This window comes from Nonomuraea sp. NPDC050556, from assembly GCF_044457355.1.
Lineage (GTDB): Bacteria > Actinomycetota > Actinomycetes > Streptosporangiales > Streptosporangiaceae > Nonomuraea.
In genome coordinates, this window is record NZ_JBITGU010000001.1 from 3,058,513 (window position 1) to 3,077,690 (window position 19,178).

General features: G+C 68.0%; 17 protein-coding genes. 11 read left to right on the plus strand and 6 right to left on the minus strand.

From position 1 onward, the window contains the following. Window positions 1-117 precede the first annotated feature (117 nt). Entirely contained in the window at window positions 118-1,221 is a 1,104-nt protein-coding gene (locus ACIBG8_RS14655; protein ID WP_397343208.1) for a TDT family transporter, read from the minus strand. Window positions 1,222-1,291: 70 nt separating this feature from the next. Between ACIBG8_RS14655 and ACIBG8_RS14660 the strand changes: the two genes are divergently transcribed. Then, on the plus strand, window positions 1,292-2,179 hold the full coding sequence (locus ACIBG8_RS14660) for a LysR family transcriptional regulator (RefSeq protein WP_397343209.1): 888 nt from the start codon (window positions 1,292-1,294) through the stop codon (window positions 2,177-2,179). A 283-nt stretch (window positions 2,180-2,462) separates the two neighbouring features. Here the strand turns inward: ACIBG8_RS14660 and ACIBG8_RS14665 are convergent, their stop codons facing one another. After that, window positions 2,463-2,852, minus strand: coding sequence for a DUF1707 domain-containing protein (locus ACIBG8_RS14665; protein ID WP_397343210.1), 390 nt, complete (start codon window positions 2,850-2,852; stop codon window positions 2,463-2,465). A 617-nt stretch (window positions 2,853-3,469) separates the two neighbouring features. Between ACIBG8_RS14665 and ACIBG8_RS14670 the strand changes: the two genes are divergently transcribed. From ACIBG8_RS14670 to ACIBG8_RS14685, 4 genes are all read left to right on the plus strand, one after another. Next, window positions 3,470-5,467 (plus strand): DNRLRE domain-containing protein, encoded by a 1,998-nt coding sequence (locus tag ACIBG8_RS14670; RefSeq protein ID WP_397343211.1) that lies wholly within the window; start codon window positions 3,470-3,472, stop codon window positions 5,465-5,467. A gap of 495 nt (window positions 5,468-5,962) precedes the next feature. Beyond that, window positions 5,963-6,085, plus strand: a complete 123-nt coding sequence (locus ACIBG8_RS14675; RefSeq protein ID WP_397343212.1) for a hypothetical protein — start codon at window positions 5,963-5,965, stop codon at window positions 6,083-6,085. Window positions 6,086-6,162: 77 nt separating this feature from the next. Next, window positions 6,163-8,526 carry a hypothetical protein gene (locus ACIBG8_RS14680; RefSeq protein ID WP_397343213.1) on the plus strand — a complete coding sequence of 788 codons (2,364 nt, stop codon included), beginning with the start codon at window positions 6,163-6,165 and terminating at the stop codon, window positions 8,524-8,526. Window positions 8,527-9,092: 566 nt separating this feature from the next. Continuing rightward, window positions 9,093-9,212 carry a LuxR C-terminal-related transcriptional regulator gene (locus ACIBG8_RS14685; protein WP_397343936.1) on the plus strand — a complete coding sequence of 40 codons (120 nt, stop codon included), beginning with the start codon at window positions 9,093-9,095 and terminating at the stop codon, window positions 9,210-9,212. 259 nt (window positions 9,213-9,471) lie between these two features. Here the strand turns inward: ACIBG8_RS14685 and ACIBG8_RS14690 are convergent, their stop codons facing one another. Next, window positions 9,472-11,454 carry a WD40 repeat domain-containing serine/threonine protein kinase gene (locus ACIBG8_RS14690; protein WP_397343214.1) on the minus strand — a complete coding sequence of 661 codons (1,983 nt, stop codon included), beginning with the start codon at window positions 11,452-11,454 and terminating at the stop codon, window positions 9,472-9,474. Window positions 11,455-11,486: 32 nt separating this feature from the next. Continuing rightward, on the minus strand, window positions 11,487-12,032 hold the full coding sequence (locus ACIBG8_RS14695) for a helix-turn-helix transcriptional regulator (RefSeq protein ID WP_397343215.1): 546 nt from the start codon (window positions 12,030-12,032) through the stop codon (window positions 11,487-11,489). Between ACIBG8_RS14695 and ACIBG8_RS14700 the strand changes: the two genes are divergently transcribed. The 5 genes from ACIBG8_RS14700 (at window position 12,011) to ACIBG8_RS14720 (ending at window position 15,265) form a co-directional block, all read left to right on the plus strand. Continuing rightward, entirely contained in the window at window positions 12,011-12,244 is a 234-nt protein-coding gene (locus ACIBG8_RS14700; protein WP_397343216.1) for a hypothetical protein, read from the plus strand. The genes ACIBG8_RS14695 and ACIBG8_RS14700 overlap by 22 nt on opposite strands. After that, a complete protein-coding gene (locus ACIBG8_RS14705) occupies window positions 12,244-12,474 on the plus strand; it encodes a hypothetical protein (protein WP_397343217.1) in 231 nt (76 codons plus the stop codon). Before ACIBG8_RS14700 ends, ACIBG8_RS14705 begins: the two co-directional genes overlap by 1 nt. Before the next feature lie 165 nt (window positions 12,475-12,639). Next, entirely contained in the window at window positions 12,640-12,966 is a 327-nt protein-coding gene (locus ACIBG8_RS14710; protein WP_397343218.1) for a hypothetical protein, read from the plus strand. 92 nt (window positions 12,967-13,058) lie between these two features. Then, the gene (locus ACIBG8_RS14715) at window positions 13,059-13,532 is read left to right on the plus strand and encodes a hypothetical protein (RefSeq protein ID WP_397343219.1); all 474 of its coding nucleotides are present in this window, start codon (window positions 13,059-13,061) and stop codon (window positions 13,530-13,532) included. An 89-nt stretch (window positions 13,533-13,621) separates the two neighbouring features. Beyond that, window positions 13,622-15,265 (plus strand): helicase-associated domain-containing protein, encoded by a 1,644-nt coding sequence (locus tag ACIBG8_RS14720; protein ID WP_397343220.1) that lies wholly within the window; start codon window positions 13,622-13,624, stop codon window positions 15,263-15,265. Window positions 15,266-15,812: 547 nt separating this feature from the next. Here ACIBG8_RS14720 and ACIBG8_RS14725 read toward each other — a convergent pair. Both ACIBG8_RS14725 and ACIBG8_RS14730 read right to left on the minus strand, forming a co-directional pair. Continuing rightward, a complete protein-coding gene (locus ACIBG8_RS14725; protein ID WP_397343221.1) occupies window positions 15,813-16,064 on the minus strand; it encodes a hypothetical protein in 252 nt (83 codons plus the stop codon). Window positions 16,065-17,500: 1,436 nt separating this feature from the next. Further along, window positions 17,501-18,163: an AIM24 family protein gene (locus tag ACIBG8_RS14730; protein ID WP_397343222.1), complete on the minus strand. Its 663-nt coding sequence runs from the start codon at window positions 18,161-18,163 to the stop codon at window positions 17,501-17,503. Between the two features lie 224 nt (window positions 18,164-18,387). Between ACIBG8_RS14730 and ACIBG8_RS14735 the strand changes: the two genes are divergently transcribed. Then, window positions 18,388-18,930: a hypothetical protein gene (locus ACIBG8_RS14735; RefSeq protein WP_397343223.1), complete on the plus strand. Its 543-nt coding sequence runs from the start codon at window positions 18,388-18,390 to the stop codon at window positions 18,928-18,930. Window positions 18,931-19,178 lie beyond the last annotated feature (248 nt).

Consider the following 19,178-nt stretch of genomic DNA (forward strand, 5'->3'; position numbering starts at 1 on the left):
TCTTCTGCAGGAGTCGAGGTGGCGTTGCGCAGCTCCTGGCGGGCGATCCCGGTCGGCGAGTGCTTGTTCACACGCACCTCATCCCCGGCGGAACGTGCCGCGCCCGCCATGCGGGTGTCAGGCGATGGTGAGGTCCGCCGCCCGGGGAGCGGGCAGGAAGAGGTCGCCGCGCAGGCTCAGCCGCAGGGTTCGTGCCGCCACCTTGACCCACATGACCACCAGGAACGCGTAGAGGACGGTCGCGATCCAGCCCAGCGCGACCATCCCGGTGTGGGCGTGGAGGCTGGAGGTGGCGGTCACCACGGTACCGACGGGGAAGATGAAGGCCCACCAGGTCAGGCCGAACGGCATGCCGCGCCGTACCGCCCTCATCGTGAGCGTCACGCACAGGGCGAGCCACATGAGCGCGAAACCCCAGGTGGGCAGGCCGTAGAGAAGCGCGATGGGCGTGCTGCCCGGCACCTGGTCGCTCAGGTTGCCCGCGGCGGTGATCGACTGTCCCAGCGGGCCCAGCATGATCCACAGCGTGGGCGTCATCAGCGCGGGGCCCGTGCCGGAGTGCATCAGCCGCCGCCACAGCTGCGGCAGGATCGCCAGCGTCGCGAACAGGCTGACGCCGAACATCGCCATGCACGCAGCGAGCATGGTGGCCCGCGCCTGACCCGCGGGCAGGTGCTGCACCAGCACCGCACCTGTTGCCGCGGAGACCATCGGCGGCACCACCGGCATCAGCCAGCCGCCGAAGACGGCGTCCTCGTCGACGGCGTGCGAGGTGATCGCCTTGTACGGGATCCAGACGGCGGTCACCAGGCCGAGCAGCGTGCCGGCCGTCCACAGCGGCCAGTCGATCCACAGGGCCGCGTTCAGGCCGACCAGGTCCTTGCCGAACGTCAGCGCCCCCAGCCCGATCGTCATCAGGGCCATCGCCGGCGCCCCCCAGAAGTGCGCCATTACCGGATGGTCGGCGTGAGCCCTGGCCGCTGCCGGGTACCTGACCCAGTGCACGATCCACGCGGCGGTCAGCGCCACCAGCAGCACCGAGGCCAGGAGCCACACCACCGTTCCCGGGGCGCGCAACCAGGGAAACGGCAGCGACGCGGCCGCGTTGGCCACGATGCCCGTGCCCATGACGGCGGCGTACCAGTTCGGGCCCAGGTGGCGGAAGAGATCGGACGGCCGGTCGAGCCTGCTGAGCAGGCCAAAGGGAAGATTGACGCTCATGACTCCAGGCTGACCCCGGTTTCGGCTCGAGCGTAGGGGCCGATGACCGATGACCTCATAGATTTGATCTATGCCCTTGCCCGATCAGGTGAGCGATCTGCGCCCCTTCGACCTGCTGCTGTCCGTGGCGCGGCTGGGCAGTCTGGGCGCGGCCGCCAGGGAGCACGGCATCTCACAGCCCTCGGCCAGCAGCCGGATCGCCACGCTGGAACGGCGGCTGGGCCTCGCCCTGCTGGAACGCTCGCCTCAAGGTTCACGGCTGACCGCCCACGGCGCGCTGGTGGCCGGATGGGCGCGCCAGGCGTGCGAGGCCGCCGGCGCGCTGGACGCGGGGATCGCCTCGCTGCTCGAGTCCGCGGACTCCCGTCTCACGGTAGCCGCCAGCCTCACCGCGGCCGAATACCTGCTGCCGCGCTGGCTGACGGCGCTGCGCGCCCAGCGCCCGTCGCTTGGTCTCACGCTGCTGGCGGGCAGCTCGGGGGCGGTGGCGGCGCACGTGCTGGCGGGAGAGGCGGAGCTGGGGTTCGTGGAGGGCGTGCGAACCCCTGCGGGACTGCGTGGCCGTACGGTGATGCGGGACCGGCTCGCGGTGCTCGTCGCGCCGGGACACCCGTGGGCCAGACGCCGCTCCGGCATCACCCCGGCGGAGCTGGCCGCCGCCCCGCTGGTCGCCAGGGAACGCGGCTCGGGCACCCGCGAGGTCCTCGACAAAGCCTTGGGGGGTACGGCGGAGCCGCTCATGGAACTGTCCTCGGCCACGGCCATCAAGAGCGCGGTCGCCCAAGGAACGGGTGCGGCGGTGCTCAGCGTGCTCGCGGTCGCGGCGGAGCTGGGCGCCGGGACGCTGGTCGAGGTGCCTGTCATCGGGCTGGACCTCACTCGGCCGATCCGCATGATCCGGCTGGCGGGCCGGGCGCTCACGGGACCTGCTCGCGACCTCGCCGCCCTTTGCCGGTGACGATGTTTCCGATCTGCGGGTTGAAGCGTCCGAGTCAAGGGAGGTCCGGTGGCGTTGGAGCTCGCCGGCGTCGTACCGCCACGGCGAGGACGCGCGCTCGGTGCGCCACTCGGTGACCGAGGCGCGGGCGGTACCGTCCAGCAGGGGGATCTCGCGGGAGGTCTCGCCCTTGCCAGAGTGGACGATGACCTTGCCCTTGCGGGCTGAGGGGAGGGACGTCGTTGTCGCCCAGGGCGACGAGCTCGGCGATTCGGACGCCGGAGTAGAACAGCAGTCGGCACGTTCAGCCGAGGAGACCGTTCAGAGCCTCCGCCAGATCGCCGTGCGTGCGAGCAGACATCGCCGCACCCATGCGGTCCGCCATCTCATCCGCAGGCAGACGCCCATCCTCGTGCCCGGCGCGAAGGAGTTCGACCGCTAGGTCCCGGTCGGTGTCGCGTGCCAAGGTGCCCGAGCCGGTCTGCCAGGACTTCGCATAGGCGAGCCGCTTCGCGTATGACTCGCGAGCGGCTTCGGCAGCCTCCGCCTCCCGCTTCTGCTGATACCACTTCCACAGGCCGAAGAGCAGGGCGGCGATCGCCACGAAGAGCACGATGGGGTGGATGTTCCAGAGGAACTGCCCCAGGCCGCCGATGACGACAATGAGGAGGAAGAGGCCGCATCCGAACTGCATGGCAAAGAGGTCCTTGTGACGATCTGCGACGGGTGACCACAAAGAGTAACGGGCGGCGAAGGGTGATTTGCCCAGGTCAACGCCCTAAAGGGGCCGGTGAGCGTGTGCACCGACACGATCACTTCGGCCATACCGCTGTACGTGCCGTCGGGCAGTTCCTTCACGAACTTCTCGATGTGTCGGCTGCTGGGTGTGATCACCCTGACTGGTGGGCCTGATCCTTCTATCTTGATCTCGGGGGACGGAGTACGGCGGAACGGAAGTGTACGCCTGTACTGTGCGTGACCCTTCCCAGCGCCGTGCTGACGTTAGGTCAGGTATCGAGCAGGGCGGCCTGGCGGAAATGCCGCCTGCGGCGCAGTGGGCGCCGGACTTATCGTGCTCTGTTCAGTCTGTCCGCCTCGCTGACGCCGGGGTGACCTGCGGAGATCGTCGGGAGCGGGGCTTGTCGTGCTTTCCGGCCGATCCCACTGCGAGGCTGTCAGCTCACCGTCTCGGCTGCGGCGCTCTTGACCGGATCCTTATGCTAACTTTATGCCGGAATTGTCCGATTTATACCAAGAAAGACTTAAGAATCCTCAATGGGTAGATATTCGGGACTGGCTTCGGCATGCGCCGTGACCGCCCTCGCCGTCCTCGCTGCAGGCACCCCCGCTCACGCCGCACCCACCCCCACCCCCTCCACGAGCCACACAGCGGTCGGAGCGGAGGCCGATAGCTCGGTCGACCCCAGCGTCGCGCAGGCCCTCGAGCAGGCCAAGGCCGCCGGCAAGGATGTGGAGGTTGTTGCCAAGCGCACCGAGCGCATCACCGTTTGGGCCCAGCCCGACGGGAACCTGCGGCGGCAGGTCGGCCTCGGCCCCGTGCGCACCAAGGGCGCAAACGGCGCCTGGCACGCCATCGACGCAGACCTGGTCGGTGCCGACGGCGTCCTGCGGCCCCGCAACACCAAGGGTGACCTGAGGATTTCAGCCGGTGGCGACGACAAGCCGCTGGCGCAGATCACCGCGCCCAGCGGTGAGGTTTACGCGTTGAACTGGCCCACGCCTCTGCCCAAGCCAACCGTCAAGGCCAACGTGGCCACCTTCGCCGACGCCGCCGGACCCGGGGCCGACCTTCAGGTGATCGCACTGTCCGAAGGCTTCACCCACAACGTCATCCTGCGCGAGAAGCCAAAGGGTCCCGTCGAGGTCCGGCTGCCGGTCATCAGCCCTCAGTTGAAGCTGAGCGAGGACAAGAGCGGCAAGCTGGAGCTGCGCCAGCGTTCCACCGGCAAACTCGTCGGTGCCGCCAGCCAGCCGGAGATGTGGGACTCCACCGGCGTCCCCCCGGCCATGCCGGGAGTGCGCGGTAAGCACAGCAACGACCTGCCGGTCACGGTGGAGACCAAGGGAGCCGACACCACCCTGGTTCTCAAGCCGTCAGCGAGCGTCCTGAACGACCCCAAGATGACCTATCCGGTGACGCTTGACCCCATCACCACCTTCCCCACCTGGCCCATTCTCGACGGGGAAGTGAATCAGGACCTGCCTGGCTTCCGGCAGAAGGAGGGCATCCTCCTCATTCCCCAAAGCAGCGGCTACATCAAGTTCGACCCCGAGGCGATCGCGGCCAAGCCCGGTGAGCGGCTGATCACCGCCCGGCTGCTGACGGGGGGATACACGTCCTCTCTTAATGGCACCGACTGCGACACGTTCACGGCGGGCATCAGTGCTGCCCGGGTAAGCGCCAGCTGGTCTCCGCAGACCATCACCTTCGCCACCCGCCCACCCATAGCCGACAAAGTCAAAGCCAAAGCCGACGGACGACAGAACTGCGTCAACCTGGATGAAGTCGGCTCCGATGGAATGTACTGGCAGTCGTTCACCTTCCCCGTCACAAAGATCGTGAACGGATGGAGGACCGGTTCCGCCAACAACGGTTTCGCGCTCAACTTTGACAACGGCGGCAGCACGAGCCGCTACGTGGTGCTCAACAGCAGTCGCGCCGTGCAGAAGCCGGAACTCAGCCCATCGCTTGAGCTGACTGTCGCACCGGAGGGGGAGATTCCCGCCGACGCCCGCGCCGCGCTGGACCGTATCCGTGATGCCGAAGGTGAGACCATCTCCGACGCCGACCGGGCCACGCTCCTGAAGTACCCCGAGATCGCCGCCGCCATCATCGACCCCAAGAAGGACGCGGTCGGGTTCGAGGACGAGCCGGAGACCATCGACACCGAGCCGACGACGAGCTCGGCCCCGGCTGGAGCTCAGATGCTGGCCGCGGCTGCCACGTCCAAGTGCCGGGTCACCAACCGCTGGCAGACCAAGCATTCACTGCTCGGCGAGATCCTCTACAAGTACCACACCAGGGTCCAGTGGTGCTATAACGGCACGAAGGTGACGAAGATCCCGTCGACGAACCACTACTTCGACACCGTCAGCGGCGTTATGCGCCAGGAAAGCGGCGGATTCCTCAAGATCTACAACGTCTCTGCCGCAACCAAGGAGGTGCACAGCCAGAGGATCATCTCCAATTGTGCGGGGTACTACGGCTGCTTCGCCACCCAATACCCTTGGAACCGCGTCAAGGTCAACGCCAAGGGCACCGTCACCAGCTTCACATCAGGCCGATAGGGGGAAACGCCATGCCGTCTGCCATCAAGGGTGTTCTCGCCGCAATGGCCACGTTCGCACTCCTTGTGCTCATCCTGACCCTTCTCGGGGTTGGAGCTTCCATCGGGACGATCGAGCTGACTCTGTGCGCATTGCTGTCCCTCGGCGCCGGGCTCGCCTTCACCAGGATAGGTAAGCGCAACGGGAGTGGTCAGCCGTAAAACACCCTGCGGAGGTAGACCCGCCCCTCCCGCCGACACCGACGGGCGGGGCGTTGGGCGACGGCCGGGCTCACCCTGGTGGCCGAAACGGGGGCGTGGTCATATCTCGACGGGACTTCTTGATAGGCGCTGGACCCACAGGTCAGCAGCTACTGAGAAGAACGGCTTCTCGGAAGCACCTGCGCCGTGTGCTTCCGAGGACGCGCACCAAGCCGTGCCGAACGGCCAGCTCGGCGCTTCCGAGAACAGGGAGAGCGTCGACCATCAAGGCGCTAACGAGAGATCTCGGCGAGATATGACCAACACCCCGAGCTGGACGCCCACCGGCGACGAGGCATCGCTCGCCAAGGACTCCGGCCAGACGCTGGTCGAGGTCGGATGGACGAACTCGCCGCCGATCGCACCCGTGCTTCCCTGAGCCCGCCGGTCATCCCTGTGCGGCGCTATACAACGGGGTAAAGGAACCGAATAGGTGCGGGAAGCATGCTCTCCGTCATGCTGAGTAAACTCCCGCGCGCGCTGGCCGCGGTCCTCACGCCTTCCCAGAGGTGGGGATTACGCACCAGGTCCATCATCGTGCTGGCCACCTTGCCGCTGGTGTTCCTGCCGGGCGCCGCCCCCGTGGCCGCGGACGTCGACCGGACGGCGAGCGTGTCGTTCACGCCGGAATCGTGGACCTATGTCTCCTCGCTCCAGCAGAACAAGTCATTCCTGAACGACGTCGGCCCGGCCCCGCTCGGCACGGGTGACAGCGCCTCCGACGTCAGGCGGTCCTTCTTCCAGCTCAACCTCACGGCGATACAGGCCGCGCCGTCGATCAAGTCGATCGACTCCGCGCAACTGGTCTTCACCAGGAACACCCCCTGCGGCCGCGACAACTCCGAGGGGTTCAAGGTCTGGACCACCGGCCAGATCAACAGGCACACGGACTGGCGGCACCAGCCGGAGTGGCTCAGGCAAATCGGCGTCTCACAGATCACCTGCGGGGTCGACGGCCGCTACACGGTGAATGTGACCGGCACCATCCGGACCTTCCTGGCGGGCAGCGAGAACCTGCTCACCCTCGGCCTCGCCAGCAGGGACGAGGTCGCCTCCTTCGGCAACCTCCTTCTCAACCACGATCCAGAGCTGAAGATCGCTTACACGTACACGACCACCGGTTCTCAGCAGCCGGCGCCGCAGGTCGAATCGTTCACACCGACCGGCTGGACCTACGCGGACTCGGGTGATCGCCAGGCCTCGCACTGGAACGAGGACGTCGCCGCACCCGTGGGGCGCGACGGCAACCGCGCCCAGCGCTCGTTCTTCACCTTCCAGCCGGCGGCGCTCGAGGGCAGGCGGCTGGCGCGGGCCACGCTCAAGCTCGATCGGGTCAAGGACTGCCAGGTGGGTGAGCACGCACTCGAAGTATGGAGCACGGGCGCGATCAGCGCGCGGACCACGTGGAACGCCCAGCCCACGTGGAACGCCAAGGTCTCCACCCACACCTGGGACGCCTGCCGCTCCACCCTGGAGCTCGACGTGTCCGCCGCGGTGCTGGGCGACGGGTCGCCGGTGACGCTCGGCCTGCGCGCGACCGACGAGAAGGACACCCTCAGCAGGTACGTCTTCGCCAACGCGCCCCAGCTGATCGTCGAGTCGTCCGTGCCGCCCGCGATGCCGGAGAACACGGCGATCAACGAGCAGCCCTGCGAAGGCCGTCCCTACCTGGGAACGGCCACCCCTCAGGCGTACGCGACCGTGGAGCACTCCTTCTCCGAGCCGGTCAACGTGCGCTTCGAATGGGAGAACCTCGACGGGACCCGTCTCGGCGAGAGCGTGGTCGAGCTGGACAGGGGCTGGCCGTACGCCAGGGCGTCGAGTCCCGCGGGGATTCACGACGGCAGCTACCGCTGGCGCGCCCGCTCCGAGGACAGCTGGACGACGAGCAACTGGAGCCCGTGGTGTGAATACCGGCTCGACCTGGTCGCCCCGGAGACGGCGCCGACCGTGACGTCCACGCTCTACAAGGACTCCACTCCCGCGGGCGGCATCGACGTACCCGGGGAGTTCAAGCTGAGCGTCAACGGCGCCACGGACGTGAAGGGCTTCAGGGTCTCGCTCGGCGGCGTCAATGACCTGCCCGTCGGCGAGGACGGCACCGCGACGGTGACCTTCACGCCGGCCGCCTCCGGTGTGCACACCATGGAGGCCTACACCTACGACAAGGCGGGCAACCGCAGCCCGGTCACCACGTACACCTTCACCGTCGCCAAGTCGGCGCCCGACGTGCCGACTGCCCTGCGGCTCACCCAGTCCGGATATTCGTATCCGCCGGTGACCAGGCCGGACTGCGCGACCGGCGACGAGCGCCCCTTCTTCATAGCGGCGAGGTCCAGCACGCATGAAGCCAACTTCAGCCACCGCGAGGGCGGCTTCCTCAACGCCCGGTTCCAGTGGCAGACGCTGGACGGCGAGGCGGTGGACGAGCAGACGGCCCCGGCCTATTCCGGTAACACCACGCTGATCCAGATGACCGACAAGGTCCACAACGGCGGCGTCTACCGCTGGCGGGTGCGCGCCGAGGACCGCGACCAGCCGGGTCTGGTGAGCGAGTGGAGCAGGTGGTGTGAGTTCGGCATCGACTCCACACCTCCGGACAAGGTCGCGTCGGTCACCGTGTCCGGTCGCCAGGTCACCTTCGGCCCGAACGGCATGACGGACATCGCCGGGTATGTCTTCTACCGGTCCTTGGGCGATGGGCAACCGATTGAGGGCGTCCAGGTGACGGTCACCATTCCGGAGTCCGGGTACGGCGAGGTCCGGCCCTTTGACAGGGCAGGCAACCTGGGTCCCGTCACCTCATTCACGGCCGGCTGATCGTGCCGGCGACAGGCTGGGCCCGCCGATGCGCAGGTCCAGCCTGTCGCCGGCAACGCAGAGAACAGACACTCACCCCCGAAGCCTGCCTTCGTCGGCGCCCGGGTGATCAGGAGTGGTCCTGGCTCACTCGCGAGCCGTCCGCTCAGCGATTTACCTAAATGTTCTCTTATAGACACCAAACGGGCAAAGATGAAGTAAAGGGATCCTTTAGGGTGCTGTGGTTGTGTCCGCTATGTATCGCTGTGGGGGTTTCCGTGCTCGGGGTGAGGGCCCGCTCAAGGCCGAGCACCGCCACAGTCGTGTCATGAAGCTCTGAGCGGTTCGGGCCGCCGCCGTGGTTTCGCTGGCCTGCTACGCGCCGTTGGGGGCAGGCGGGTCCGCTCATGCCGAAACGTCTCCCCCCGTTGCGGACATGGTCGACCCCGATCCAGGCCCTGACGCGGAATGGGGCGATGAGGCTCCTACTGTGCCGCCGCCCTCGACACCAACGCCCACGGTGACGGTGACGCCGCCGGGTTCCTCGTCAAGGACCTGCCACTGGACGACGACATCCTGAGCGCCGCATCAGCCCCGGCACTGCCAAGGCACACGTGGCCAGCCTGCTCACCAAGCTCGGCGCCCGCGACCGCGTACAACTGGTCATCATCGCCTACGATGCGGGCCTGGTTTCCCATCCGGCTTAGGACCAGCGCCTTACGAGCCGAAGGGCCAAACACTCGTGCTCTACCAAACGGGACCGCACCGCATTTGGGGCTCATGACAGCGGCTCTCGGCGCCTGATCGCGATTGACGGTTGTGTTCCCGCAGAGTGTCCAAGATAGCGATCGCATCCATGTGAGAACGGTAGTGCGGTCTGTCTGTCCTCAGTTCTCCCGGGCTGGTTCGCTGCTGGTCACGGAGCTGCTTGGCGTTGCGGTTTTCACCGTCTGGCGTGGATGGGCACTACCGCGAGAATTGCCAGACGCGGGTTGTGCCGTCTTCCGCGCAGGAGGCGAGCGCGGTGGCGTTGTGGTTGAAGGCTGCGAACCGTACCGCGCCGGTGTGGCCGGTGAGGGTTGCGGCTGCGGCTCCCGTGGCGCCGTCCCACAGGTAGATCTCGCCGCTCTCGGCGCAGGTAGCAAGGAGGGAGCCGTCGGTGGAGAAGGTCAGGGCGTTGAGCCGGCCCTGGTTGGGTAGCTCCGTGGGCTGCTCGGGTGAGGCTGGGTTCCAGTATCGGAACGGGCCGCTGATGTCGGTGGTGGCCAGGACCGCGGGGTCGGCGGGCCGGAAGGCGACGTTGTAGGCCTCGCCCTCCAGTTCGGCCACCTGCTCGCCCGTCCCGGTGTCCCACAGCCGGGTCGTGCCGTCGCGGCTGGCGGTGGCGGCGAGCTTGCCGTCGTGGCTGATGGCGGCGTCGGTGACGATGTCCCGGTGGCCCTTGAGAGTGTGCAGGAGCTCGCGTTCGCGCACGTCCCACAACCGGGCCGTACGGTCCTCGCTGGGAGTGATGAGCAGGGAGGAGTCGGCGCTGAAGGCGGGGTTCCAGACGATGCCGGTGTGCCCCTTCAGCTTCGCGAGCAGCTTGCCGTCCGGGGTCCACAACAGGACAGGCTGGCCCTTACCGGTGGTAACCAGCACCGAGCCGTCCGGGCTGAACTTCGACTCCCAGGGAATCTCGTGGCCCCCCAGCCTCCTGACCATGGCGCCGGTCGCCGGGTTCCACAGCGAGGACCAGGTCACGCCGTTGGTGATCACCCTGGTCCCGTCCGGATCGAGGGAGAGGGTGCTGGCGCCGAGTTCGGCGTCGCCGTAGACGCGCAGCCGTTTGCCCGTCTGCACGTCCCAGGTCGCGAGCATGTCGCCGTCGCGGTAGCGGCTGGTGATCACGGACTTGCCGTCCGGGGTGAACAGCGCCTCGCCGGGTTCCTTCTTGTCGTGACCGGTGAAGGTGTGCAGGGCCGTCCACTCGAGAGCGGGGCTGGGCGTGACGGACGGCTGGTCGGGGGCGCTGCTGGTCGCCTGCGGGGTCGGCGGCTTGGCTTGCGGCTGGCGCGTGGGTGTGTCGTCTCGCAGCAGGATTGCGGCCGCGGTGCCGGCGCCGGCGCCGACGAGCAGAACGGCGGCTCCGCCGTACAGAAGACTGCGGCGGCCCAGGAGCACAGGCTTAGGCGGCGGCGCGGCGGGAGGTGCGGGAGGTCCGACGAGTGGCCCGGCTGGAGGTGACGCGGCTAAGAGCGTCAGCGCCTGGGCGGCGGTCGGGCGGCGGGCGGGATCCCGTTGGAGCAGGGCGTCCAGCAGCGGGGCCAGTGGACCCGCCCGCTCCGGGCGAGGCCGGTCCGCGGCCAGGACCGCCGCCATCGTCGCGACGAGGGTCGGACCCTCGAACGGCGAGCGTCCCTCCAGCGCGGCGTACAGCGTTGCACCCAGCGACCACAGGTCGCCCGCCGCACTCGTCCCCTCACCGCGCACCTGCTCCGGGGACAGGAAGGCCGCCGCGCTCAACGGCGCGTCTTGGGCGGTACGGCTGACGCCGAAGTCGGTCACCACGAGGCGGGTGTCGGACAGCAGGATGTTCGAGGGCTTGAGATCGCGATGGACGATGCCGACGAGGTGCGCCTCGACCAGCACGTTCAGCACGTCAACAGCGATCCCGCGGACGTGCGCCACCGGGAGCGGGCCCTCGGCGGCGATCACCTGAGCCAGCGAGCGCCCGGCGAAATACTCCATAACGATCATCGGACCAGTGTCGGTCGAGACGATGTCGTGGACCGTCGCGATGCAGGGATGGTTGAGCTGGGCCGCCGCCTTGACCTCGTGCACGATCCGCGCGTAACCGTGTTCGTCGGGCGTCGGCAGCCGGATCTCCTTGACGGCGACCGTGCGGCCCAGCAGTTCGTCCTGAGCGCGCCAGACGCGGCCCATCTCACCTGCGCCGATTTCCTCCATCAAGCGATATCGGCCAGCAACTAAGACCCCGTTCATGATTCGCAGTAAACCAGATGTGTGCTGACGCCCGTCGCAGCTATGGAGGAGCGGCGGGCCAGATGCGCGAAGGCGTCCCTGAGCTCGGCCGGGCCGACGACCTCGATGTCGGCGTCGAACCTGCCCACGCTTGTGGCCAGCCCGATCCACGACCAGGACCCCAGAACGAGCCGGCAACGGTCCGGGCCAAGCTCCTCGACAACCCCGTCACGAACGTAGGGAGACACCTCGGCGGCCGGCAGGCCGAGGATGACCTCACCCTGACAAGGCCAGCCCCCAGAGGCGTCCGAACCCCGGAACCGATCGGTCACAAACGCGGCCACGTCGCCGCCAGGCAGCTCACGCGGAATGAAGCGAGGCCCCGTCGGGACGCGCGGCGCGATCCTGTCGGCGCGAAACGTGCGCCAGTCGTCGCGATCGAGGTCCCACGCCACGAGATACCAGCGCCCACCCCACGTGACCGATGCCTGCCCGGATGTTCCCCAGGAGGCGGGATCCGAGGTCGGATAGACTGCCCGATGTGACTGAGCAAGCCCTGCCACCCGGCGACGACCACGAGGTCGTCCGACGTGGCGGGCACCTGGCCGTGGTGGTGCCGCTCGAGGAGTATCGGGCGCTCAAGCTCACCCACGACTGGCATCACGCCCCTGACGCCGTACGGACAACTCCGGAGGAGTTCCTGGCGGTGTCCGGCCTGACCGACCAGGAGCAGCAACTGCTGCGCGAGCGGTACGGCTTGCCCGGCTCTGCTTGATGTCCTTCCACCTGGAATGGGAACGCCTGGCCCGGCAGGCCTACGATCAGATTCCCCCGCACCTGCGCCTTCCTGTCGCCGACGCGATCATCCGCCTGATGATCGAAGGCATCCCCACCGACGCCGAGCCCGGCCAGGACGGCCGATGGACCCTCCACGCCGGCGACTACGTGCTGGTCTTCGTGGAGAACGAGCTCGACATCTACCTCGTGGCCATCGAGCACGCCTGACCTCGACTCGGCGCCGCCATACGAGATGCGGGCCTCTACCATGAAGCCGAAGCAGCGCCCGCTCGCTGGAGAGCGCCGGAGCCCTGAGCGCTCCGAGCGGAGATCGGATAACGATCCTGTAGACCACGGCCTCCTGACCTCTGGCTGTCGCTCACGATGTCGGGCATGAGCACGACGGCGGCCGCGCCGCTCAGCCGCCCTGCACAGGCGAGCGTCACCATGGCTGGCCTGGCAGCGCTCTCGCTCGGCTCCTTCGCGACCGTCTGGGGATGGTTGCACCCGGTCATGGCCCTCGTGGCCGCCGCGGCATGCTCGCTCTCCGCGATCGCCTGCGGCCACATCGGCCGCTTCCGGGGCAAACGCCTGGCCGGTGCCGGGCGGCGTGCGGCGCTGCTGGGGATCGTCCTGGGCTGGCTCGGGCTGACGATCTGCGCGGTGGCGCTCGCCCTGTACCTGGGCTTGATCGTCGGGGTGAGCCTGCTCCTCAGCTGACTGGGGGAGGAGCTACCGGCCAACTAGGGTCGGTGTACTTGAGGGCAAACAACCTCTTTACTGGAGAGGGTGGACAGGCTCTAAGGAGACCGATGCCCGATGTGCTGATCTGGCTACTGCTGGCGTTTGCTGGAGCAGCAGTACAGCGCGCGAGCGATGTGATCTTCGGCGAGTCCATTGAACGCGTCATCTACTCGACGATCACCCGTCGCCGCATGAGGACCTCCCTTGCTGGGGAGTGGCATAGCGCCTACGAGTACCGGTCCGATGACGATGGAGCAATCCATACTGACGAGCACACCTTTGAGGTGTCCCAGCGCGGTAGGCGCGTGGTGATGAAGGACCCTGGCGGCCCTGGTCGGTCCAGGATGCACGTGCGCGGGACCTTGTCGCATGGTGGTGTGTTCTCTGGGGAGTGGGAAGAGCTCGCCCTGTCAGGACGCCAGTACAGCGGCGTCGTTCAGCTTCTGCTCTCCAGGACGAGGAACGAGATGCGGGGCCAATGGGTTGGCTTTACCCGTACCGATCTTGTTCAGAATGGAAGCTGGACAATCCGGAAAGCCTGAAGATCGACGCATGTCCAAGGGGTACGGCTGGCGCCGGTGCCAGCTGTACCCCTGCAGACGTGGCGATCTCGCTGGCACAATCGGGACCCATGCCGCAGCCGTTCACCCTCCTGGCCTCCGTCCTTGAGCACTTGGCCGGGCTGGAACCCGCCGCGCTGGCCCAGATCGTGGCGCTTCGGCCGGACGCGGCCCGCGAGCCTCGCCCGGTCACCTTGCACCAGCTGGCGGTACGGCTGTGTGAGGCGGGCCCGATCGCCGAGTTGCTGGCCGGTCTGGACTCCGCCTGCACCCAGGTGGCCACCGCGGTGCAGCAGGCCACCGGCCGGGTACCCGCACCCGGCTACTACACCCACGACGGGGGCGGCCCGCTGAGCGCGGTCTGCGTGGTCGAGCAGGCCGAGGTGCAGGACCTGCTCGCCATCGCCCCCGGCGACGACGGTCATCAGCGGCACGCGGAGGTGCTGAAGCAGCTGGCCGAACGGGTGCTGGTGTGGCCGGTCGGCGGCGGCCTGGCGGTGCATCCCGGGCTGGACGAACTGGCGCGGCTGCGTCGCCGCCGCGGCGAGCCGATGGCTCAGCTCCCACCGTTGCCGCTGCACTGCCCGCTGCCGGACACCACGCCCGTCATGCCGGCCGAACGGCTGCTGCCTGAAGCCACCACCGCCCTGGCCGTCACCGTGGAACAGGTCCAGGCCCTGCTGTCCCACCTCGAGGGCGACCCGCTCCCGGTGGTCAAGAAGAGTGGCGGCGGCTTGGCCGTACCGACCATCCGGAACCTGGCCGAACACATCGCATGCCCGGTCGAGCAGATGCGGCTCCTGCTCCACCTGGTCGTGGCCGCCAGGCTGGTGGTCGCCAAGACCACCGCGCGCTATGACCAGAGCGAATGGTTGCACATCGACACCGACCCCTGCACCGCCTGGCAGGCGGCCTCCCCGGCGGACAAGGCCGGGCAGCTGATCGGCGCCTGGGCGCGGCTGCGCGCGCTGCCCGGCGGGCCACCTGCCCCGCTGTACCGGCACCGGCACCGGCACCGGCACCGGCCCACCGCTCGCACGCCCACCCTGCTGTCGCGTGAGGATCTCGGCTTCGAGGCCGCTCCGGCGATCCGGCGAGCCGTCCTGAACACTCTGACCCTCCTACCGCCCGGCCAGGCCGCGACCAGCACGGCCGACCTGGCGGCCCTGGTGCGCTGGCATCGACCCCGCTGGTTCCTGCCCAACCCGCCACCGCCCGGCGTGTACTCCTCGCTGGACTTCGACGACCGCGTCGATCTCGACCTGGTGCTCGACGGAGTGCTGGCCGAGGCCCAAGCGCTGGGCCTTACCGTGCGGGGCGCGCTCTCCCCGCTCGGCCGCGTGCTGCTGAGCGACGGCCAGGACGCGGTCGCAGCCCTGGCCGCCACCGTGCTCACCGTCACCGGCACCGTCAAGGTGCAAAGCGACCACACCCTGGTCGCCATCGGCATCCCCGCCCCGGAGCTGTCCGCGCTGATCGACCAGATCGCCGACCTGGAAACCGTCGCCACCCACACCAGGGTCTGGCGGCTCTCGACGACCCGCCTGCAGCGCTACCTGGCCGCCGGCGACGACGCTGAGACCCTGCTCGAGCAGCTGCGCGCGGTAGCCCCGGACGGGCTACCCCAGCCGGTGGAGTACCTGATCACCGACCTGGGCCGGAAACGACGGCCTGTGGCCGTCACCGCCGGTACGTGTCTGCGCGCTGGCCGATGAGATCGCCACCGCCGCCCCGATCCTGGGCAGGCGCGACTGCTTCGTCCTGGCCGAAGCGATCGTCAACCGCCGCACGGTGATCATCGAGTACGCCACCTCCTACAGCGGCGTCGAGACCCGGACCGTCCGCCGCCCCGGCCTCGACCGTCCCCGCTACAGCCAACTCCAGCTGGTATCCCTGTCAACCAAAGGCACCGTGACCGGACGAGACGGGACACCCCTAGCTCAACTCCATCTGGTTACCGCCGCAGGTTCAGCGCCGTCGCCCAAGGCGCGCGCTACACGACCCCGAGGGGGGTTAGCGACTCTGAACTGGCGACGTCCGCCAGGGTTGGCCGGACGCTTCAGCTCGCGTCGCGGCCTTGCTCGCACCCGCCAGGTCCGGCATGCTCACTGCTCTGACGATCACGAGGAGGCGCAAGGTGACGATGACCGGTATCGGTGGATGGCGCGAGACGGTAGGCCGCGATGTTCCCGGTTGGGAGCGCAGCGTGGGGGGCGGCGCTGCCGCCTGACCAGCCCGCGGTGATGGGGGTCGCTCGTGGCCCTACTCCCAGATTCGGCGCAGACGCCAACGGTCGTCAGCTGAGTGCACCAGTTCGGCGATGACCGCGGCCTTCTCTTCCAGCGCTTCACCCGCGAGCAGCCGGGCCTGTACGCGGAAGAGCATGCTGCCTGACGATCTCTGCCATCGCCCGATCACGCGCTGCACGTGGTAGCGGTGCCCTTGCGGCCTGATGATGGCTTCCGGCTGGCCCGCGTGATCGACCTGAGTGACGACGACTTCATCTAGCAACACGCCGCACATTTCGACACAAGATCGCACACCGGTTCGATTCTAGCCTACCGCCGACGTGGGGGAGAAAGTTCGGAAACGGGGGGCACTTAGTCGTATCGTGAGGTGCGTGGCCAGAGTGATAAGTCGGCTCCTGGTGGGAGATGCGACGCACCTGGCCATCCGTAACCGTCGCCAGGTCGACCGGGCAGCGCCCTCGAGAAGGCGCGTCTAGTTTGGGCGCTAGAGTCCGATATATGTGCCTATGGCGGCCATTGATGCGGGTCATCGCGCGGCGCCAGGGATGACACCCTCTCAGCCCACATCGCGCTGCCCGATCCAGGCGATTGGCGGAGAACAATTATCTAACTAGTGCGGTATTCGTGCTTGACCCCTGAACGCTCCTAGCGAGCGCCCTCAACTTCTCATCAAGTGCCCGCTACACCACATCGCGCCATCGTGATCGCTGATGACCAGTAACTGCCCGTCCGGGTTCCACGCCACCCTCCAGACAGCGCCGGTATCGCCGGTGAGGGGGATGTCGACGGTGTGGCCGATGGCTTCCTCCCACACGCGCACCCCCGGCCATAACCGGCGGTGGCCAATGGGTGTCTGTCCGGTCTGCATGGATCACCATCGCGGGTCCATGACGGACGGCGGATGATCGGCTTGGGATACAGGGGGCCAGGCCGTCGGCGGCATGGCCCCAAGGTCTGGGGGTGGTTGCCGGCGCGGGCCGCCCCGGGCCAGGGGCGTCGGCGATCGCCTCGCCGGTCAGGGCCAGCCGGGTCGCCGATCGGTCGGCCTTGGCGGGTGAGCGAGACACAATGCGAACTGCTTGTACCTGCTGGTGTTGGTGGAGGCCCTGTTGCCGGACTGAGATCCGCCGCACGTATTACGCCGCGCAGGCCGACCGCTCGTGAACGAAAGAAGTGGGGTCTGGCGGAGGGAGATCCCGTCCTGGAACTGGCCTACCGCGATGGCAGCATCGAGGTTCTGGCGCGGTCCGCCATCGAGGCAGGACCCCAACGCCCACCCGAATAGACCCCTCAGCTGTGACTTGGATTGCTTCAAGCGATCCAAATCACAGGCTACCCACGACCTGCTGGGAGGCGCCCCTGCATAGGGGTACGAGGCGGACGCGCGGGTGACCCTAACGGAATCGACGTCACCGGCCGCGCTGAGGAAGCCGAGGAGTTCGCCGAGGCCGCGGAGACGACGAACATGACGGAGATGCTCCCTACCGTCCGGCCACACGCGGTGCTGCGGCGCCGCATGGGGCCCCTGTCCCGGCCGCGCCGCCAGACGGCTACCGAGGCGCGCCGCCCGCGCCAGCCCGTACCCCACCCGCCCCGGTCACTGCCTGGAACGGCGTCGCCACAGCGCCTGGCGTGGACACGTGTACCCATGGATGGCGGGCGGCCATTGTCTCGCACTCGATGGAGAATTCTCGGTGACGGTCAGCCCGTCTGGACCACCGGCGGGCCCTCGCTCGCCTGGATGAGCACGAAGCCCTGCCCCTGAAAAGCCAACTGCATGGCCTCGCCGCTGCCGCGCCCGATGATGGCGCCCGCCTTGAAGGTGCGGTTGACGCCCACTTGCAGGGAGGCGCTCCAGCACACCGCCGACTGGCCGTCGGCGAAGGTGGGCACCTGGCCGGCGTCGAGTGTGATCGGGGTGCCGTGGGCGGTGACCGCCACCCAGCCGGTGCCGGTGACGGTGGTGTTGAACAGCCCGCCCGCGGCCACGCCCGCGCCCTGCACTCGGTTGATGTCCCACTTCAACTGCGGCTCGAAGGCCAGCAGGTTGCGGCCGTTGACCGTGATGCCTTCGTCCTCCAGGTAGAACAGGAAGATGTCGTCGGCGTTGTCGGCCAGGTAGAGGCTGCCCTGACCGCGCACGCGCATCAGCGGCACGCCCTCGCCGGTGACGACCTTCTTGAACAGCTTGCCCATGCCGCCCGAGCCTTCGTAGTCGAAGCTCATCTGCCCCTGGAAGGCGACCATGGAGCCCTGCCTGGCCAGCACCTCGGGAAGCTGCACGCGCAGCATCTTGGAGTTGGCAAGGGCGAAGCCGGGCGGGGCGTGCTGGGGATCCAGATTGCCGAAGACGGAACTACGCATGCTGGATCAACGCCATCGAGTCCCGCTGGGGTTCCCTCAGGCGATCCTCGACATGGACTTGTCCCGTGCCCGCGCCACCAGCCCCTGCAGTGACTCCGGTACGCCCGACACGTCCGGCTCAGGAAAAGAGCCGTTTCCCAGTGTGTCTTTGGACGCACATTCTCCGGCGTGATTGGGATGTACTTCCCTGCGGACAGGGGGCCGATCACTCATCAAGGAGAACCATGAGACTCAAGCGCGCACTCACCACGGGGGCTCTGCTCGCCCTTCCCCTGATGGCCGTGTTCGCCAGCCCGGCGATGGCGGCCACCAGCGTGAGCGGCGTCGGCGGCCAGCTCACGATCAACTCGGGGGACGTCGGCGACGAGATCAACATCAGCCTCGAAGGAGGATTCCTGGTCGTCCGGAACTTCAAGGACACCATGAACACGCCCAGCTTCAACTGCCAGCGGCTTGACAGCCGCACCGTCCGCTGCCCCAGCGCCGGGATCGCCAAGATCCAGGTGCAGACGCAGGGCGGCGCCGACGTCGTCCGCAACAACACGGCGCTGCCCACTCGGGCCTTCCTCGGCCCGGAAGGCGATCAGTACTCCGGCGGCAGCGCCCGAGACTTTGTCAACGGCGACGGGGGCAACGACCTCATCGACGGCAACGGCGGCAGCGACATCCTCATTGGCGACAGTGGGGGCTTCGACCAGGTCTTCGGCGGCGCGGGCATCGACCTGTGCGACGCCGAGGCGGAGAACTCCTGCGAGCAGCAAGCCTGAAGAAGTATGCACTGAAGATCGACCACGCGACACTCACGGGGGCGCTGCTCACCGTGTAACTCGCCATGGATGAACGCGGTCCGCCCTGTCACGATCTGAATCGCCAAGATCAGATCATGAAGGGCGGCCGCGTTCAGGCGTTGACAGTCCTGGCCATCTTCGTGACGAGCGTGCCTCCTTCAGCACGGCCAGGTTGTCGACGCTCCGCGCCGCGCCGATCAGCGGCAGCCGGAAGCGCGGCCCGAGTG

What these genes read in the sequence shown, in the direction of transcription:
- ACIBG8_RS14705 (WP_397343217.1), top strand. Translation starts at nt 12,244, where the DNA reads ATGTCCTTCCACCTGGAATGGGAACGCCTGGCCCGGCAGGCCTACGAT.
- ACIBG8_RS14690 (WP_397343214.1), bottom strand. Translation starts at nt 11,454, where the DNA reads ATGGAGGAAATCGGCGCAGGTGAGATGGGCCGCGTCTGGCGCGCTCAG.
- ACIBG8_RS14675 (WP_397343212.1), top strand. Translation starts at nt 5,963, where the DNA reads ATGACCAACACCCCGAGCTGGACGCCCACCGGCGACGAGGCATCGCTC.
- ACIBG8_RS14680 (WP_397343213.1), top strand. Translation starts at nt 6,163, where the DNA reads ATGCTGAGTAAACTCCCGCGCGCGCTGGCCGCGGTCCTCACGCCTTCC.
- ACIBG8_RS14660 (WP_397343209.1), top strand. Translation starts at nt 1,292, where the DNA reads ATGCCCTTGCCCGATCAGGTGAGCGATCTGCGCCCCTTCGACCTGCTG.
- ACIBG8_RS14730 (WP_397343222.1), bottom strand. Translation starts at nt 18,163, where the DNA reads ATGCGTAGTTCCGTCTTCGGCAATCTGGATCCCCAGCACGCCCCGCCC.
- ACIBG8_RS14665 (WP_397343210.1), bottom strand. Translation starts at nt 2,852, where the DNA reads ATGCAGTTCGGATGCGGCCTCTTCCTCCTCATTGTCGTCATCGGCGGC.
- ACIBG8_RS14710 (WP_397343218.1), top strand. Translation starts at nt 12,640, where the DNA reads ATGAGCACGACGGCGGCCGCGCCGCTCAGCCGCCCTGCACAGGCGAGC.
- ACIBG8_RS14715 (WP_397343219.1), top strand. Translation starts at nt 13,059, where the DNA reads ATGCCCGATGTGCTGATCTGGCTACTGCTGGCGTTTGCTGGAGCAGCA.
- ACIBG8_RS14720 (WP_397343220.1), top strand. Translation starts at nt 13,622, where the DNA reads ATGCCGCAGCCGTTCACCCTCCTGGCCTCCGTCCTTGAGCACTTGGCC.
- ACIBG8_RS14655 (WP_397343208.1), bottom strand. Translation starts at nt 1,221, where the DNA reads ATGAGCGTCAATCTTCCCTTTGGCCTGCTCAGCAGGCTCGACCGGCCG.
- ACIBG8_RS14735 (WP_397343223.1), top strand. Translation starts at nt 18,388, where the DNA reads ATGAGACTCAAGCGCGCACTCACCACGGGGGCTCTGCTCGCCCTTCCC.